We start from the raw sequence: 3,593 nt of genomic DNA, 5'->3' as shown, positions 1-3,593 counted from the left end.
TGTTTTGGCGGCCGCCATCGATGCCGCCGGGATCGGCCCGGACCGGCCGAAACTCCTGATGAGCCCACGCGGTCGGCCATTGACCCAGACCCGCGTTGCAGAGCTCGCCCAGGGCCCCGGCCCCCTGATCGTCTGCGGGCGCTTCGAGGGGATCGACCAGCGGGTGATCGACGGGCGGAGCCTGGAGGAGGTCTCGATCGGCGATTACGTGCTGTCCGGCGGCGAAATCGCGGCTTTGGCGCTGATTGACGCCTGCGTCCGGCTGCTGCCGGGGGTGATGGGCAAGGAGGCCTCGGGAACCGAGGAGAGCTTCTCCGATGGCCTTTTGGAGTACCCCCAATACACCCGTCCGCAGCTGTTCGAGGGGGCCCCGATCCCGGACATCCTGACCTCCGGCGACCACGCCAAGGTCGCCAGTTGGCGGCGGGCGCAATCGGAGGCCCTGACGGCGGCCCGGCGGCCCGATTTATGGGCCCAGATCCCACCCAAGCCGGCGAATCGGGCCGGTCGCCAAAAAACGCCAAAAAACAAGACAGACGGGTGACAAACGCTCCGGCTTGCCTTATAGGAGCGGCCAAATCCGCAATGGCTGGATAGACGAATTTTGCGCAGCCCCCCGTTTCCAGGGCTGGGCGCGCCGATGGAGATTTACCCATGAACCTGATCAAGCAGCTCGAGCAAGAGCAATTCGACAAGCTGTCCGCCGGCAAGGACATTCCGGAATTCGGTCCCGGCGACACCGTGATCGTCAACGTGAAGGTCGTCGAAGGCGACCGCACCCGCGTGCAGGCCTATGAAGGCGTCTGCATCGGCCGTTCCGGCGGTGGCCTCAACGAGAGCTTCACCGTTCGCAAGATTTCGTACGGCGAGGGCGTGGAGCGCGTATTCCCGGTGATGTCGCCGATGATCGACTCGATCAAGGTGGTGCGCCGCGGCAAGGTGCGTCGCGCCAAGCTTTATTACCTGCGTCAGCTGCGCGGCAAGTCGGCCCGCATCGTCGAGAAAACCGAGCACGCCAAGGCCGTCAACGAGTAGGCTTCGCCTACAGTCGAGTTTCCGAAAGCGCGGGGCAAAACCCCGCGCTTTTTTGTTGCGTCAGCCGTGCGCGTCAAAGCCCTCGCGATTCCGGTTCGGCCTGCTATATATTCGTAGAATGTTTCCAGATCGGACCAGCATGGAGCCCATCAAGCGCATCGTCATCGACGATCGCTCGCGGCTGCCTGGACGGTTCTTCGGACGCTTCGCGACTTCGGCAACGTCAGAGCTTACGCGCGCAGCCTAAAAGCTGCGCTGACGATTTTGTTGCCCGGCGCGCCACCCGCGCTCTTCGCTGACACACATCCTTCGGAGCTGACGCTCATGTCCAAGCCGACCACATTGTACGACAAGATCTGGAACGACCATCTGGTGCACGAAGCCGAGGACGGCACCTGCCTGCTCTACATCGACCGTCACCTGGTGCACGAGGTGACCTCGCCCCAGGCGTTCGAAGGCCTGCGCGCCACCGGCCGCAAGGTCCACGCGCCGGAGAAGACGCTCGCCGTCGTCGACCACAACGTGCCGACCACCGACCGCACCAAGCCGAATCCCGATCCTGAAAGCATCGAGCAGATCAAGGCGCTGGCCGAGAACGCCAAGGAATTCGGCATCGAATATTACAACGAGTTCGACAAGCGCCAGGGCGTCGTCCACGTCATCGGCCCCGAGCAGGGCTTCACCCTGCCCGGCACCACCATCGTCTGCGGTGACAGCCACACCTCGACGCATGGCGCCTTCGGCGCGCTCGCGCACGGCATCGGCACCTCAGAGGTCGAGCACGTGCTGGCGACGCAGACGCTGATCCAGAAGAAGGCGAAGAACATGCGCGTCACCGTCGACGGCAAACTGCCTGACGGCGTGACGGGCAAGGATATCATCCTGGCCATCATCGGCGAGATCGGCACCGCGGGCGGTACCGGCTACGTGCTGGAATACGCCGGCGATGCGATCAGCGCGCTCAGCATGGAAGGCCGCATGACGGTCTGCAACATGTCGATCGAAGGCGGCGCCCGCGCCGGTCTCGTTGCGCCCGACCAGAAGGCGTTCGACTTCCTGCGCGGCCGGCCCAAGGCGCCGAAGGGCGCGGACTGGGATGCGGCCATGCGCTACTGGGAGAAGCTGCGCTCCGACGACGGCGCGCATTTCGACAACGAGCTGCACCTCGATGCGGCCAAGCTGCCGCCGATCGTGACCTGGGGCACGAGCCCGGAGGACGTCATCTCGGTGACCGGCATCGTGCCCGATCCCGACAAGATCGCGGACGAGGCCAAGCGTCTGTCCAAGCATCGCGCCCTGAAATACATGGGCCTGACGGCGGGAACGAAGATCACCGACATCAAGGTCGACCGCATCTTCATCGGCTCCTGCACCAATGGCCGCATCGAGGATCTGCGCGCGGCCGCCAAGATCGCGGAAGGCAAGCACGTCTCGGCGCATGTCAACGCCATGGTCGTGCCGGGCTCCGGCCTCGTGAAGGAGCAGGCGGAGGCCGAAGGTCTGGACAAGATCTTCCTCAAGGCCGGCTTCGAATGGCGCGAGCCGGGCTGCTCGATGTGCCTCGCGATGAACCCGGACAAGCTGGCGCCGGAAGAGCGCTGCGCCTCGACCTCGAACCGCAACTTCGAGGGCCGCCAGGGTTTCAAGGGCCGCACCCATCTGGTGTCGCCGGCAATGGCGGCAGCGGCGGCGATCGCCGGTCACTTCGTCGACGTCAGGGACTGGCGCTAAGCCGCTCCCTGCAATTGTAGCGATCGCGGCAAATCGCCGTTAATCGATCGCCTGACACTCTCGTCCTCGCGAGGATTTCGCGAGGACGAAAGCCATGGCCAACAAGCCGGAATATGTCGACCTGATCGGCGAGGCCACGCGCCAGCACCGCCGGCCCGCTGCACGCTTGCGCGTTGTCGCCAAGCCGGAGGTCGAGGAGACCTCGAAGCTCAGCCGCTGGCCGCCCGCGATGTTCAAGCAGTGGAAGTTCGAGAACCTGACGCGGTGGAAAGCTTCGTCGTGGAAGCTGAAGGATTGGCTCTAGGCCAAATTCTCCGTCATGGCCGGGCATAGCCGTCCGTACGACGGCGTCGCTTCCGCTCGCCTATGTCCCGGCCATCCACGTTTTTAGGCGCTGACAGAAAGATCGTGGATGCCCGGGACAAGCCCGGGCATGACGACACAACTCACATCACCAATAGCGATACGGATGGTGCCAGCGATGCCAGCGGCAGATGCGGCGCGGGCCGTAATAGGTCCAGATGATCCGGCAGCGGCGCGGATAGTGGTAATAGGGGTAATAGCCGCCGACATAATAGCGCCGGTGGAAGTGGCGATGGCCGTAGTGAGGCCGATAGATCCCGTAGCGATGAAACCCGCCATAGCGGTGAACGCCACCATAGCGATAGCCACCGCCATGGAAGGCCGGCCCGGCGCGGAAGCCGCCGATATGGCCGCCGCGAAATCCACCGCCGCGGAAACCGCCGATATGTCCTCCGCCGCCATGGAAGCCGCCACCGCGGAAGCCTCCGCCGCCGTGAAAATGTCCGCCCCCGCCATGTCCGCCG

General features: G+C 64.6%; 5 protein-coding genes. 4 read left to right on the top strand and 1 reads right to left on the bottom strand.

The window, feature by feature from the left end; all coding sequences use genetic code 11:
• The 4 genes from MOV74_RS33820 to MOV74_RS33805 all read left to right on the top strand — a co-directional run.
• The coding region (locus MOV74_RS33820) for a tRNA (guanine(37)-N(1))-methyltransferase (RefSeq protein WP_246931324.1) at nt 1–544 on the top strand (544 nt) is incomplete at its 5' end.
• 110 nt (nt 545–654) lie between these two features.
• Entirely contained in the window at nt 655–1,035 is a 381-nt protein-coding gene (rplS, locus tag MOV74_RS33815) for a 50S ribosomal protein L19 (RefSeq protein WP_246931323.1), read from the top strand.
• A 324-nt stretch (nt 1,036–1,359) separates the two neighbouring features.
• Nucleotides 1,360–2,766: a 3-isopropylmalate dehydratase large subunit gene (gene leuC, locus MOV74_RS33810; RefSeq protein WP_246931322.1), complete on the top strand. Its 1,407-nt coding sequence runs from the start codon at nt 1,360–1,362 to the stop codon at nt 2,764–2,766.
• 94 nt (nt 2,767–2,860) lie between these two features.
• Entirely contained in the window at nt 2,861–3,070 is a 210-nt protein-coding gene (locus MOV74_RS33805; protein ID WP_246931321.1) for a hypothetical protein, read from the top strand.
• A 147-nt stretch (nt 3,071–3,217) separates the two neighbouring features.
• Here the strand turns inward: MOV74_RS33805 and MOV74_RS33800 are convergent.
• Nucleotides 3,218–3,593 (bottom strand): hypothetical protein (locus MOV74_RS33800; protein ID WP_246931320.1); only part of this gene is annotated, 376 nt, incomplete at its 5' end.

The sequence above is a fragment of the Bradyrhizobium sp. SHOUNA76 genome (assembly GCF_023006445.1).
Classification (GTDB): domain Bacteria; phylum Pseudomonadota; class Alphaproteobacteria; order Rhizobiales; family Xanthobacteraceae; genus Bradyrhizobium.
Note: the sequence above shows the minus strand (reverse complement) of the source record. Positions and strands in the feature narration are given on the sequence as shown.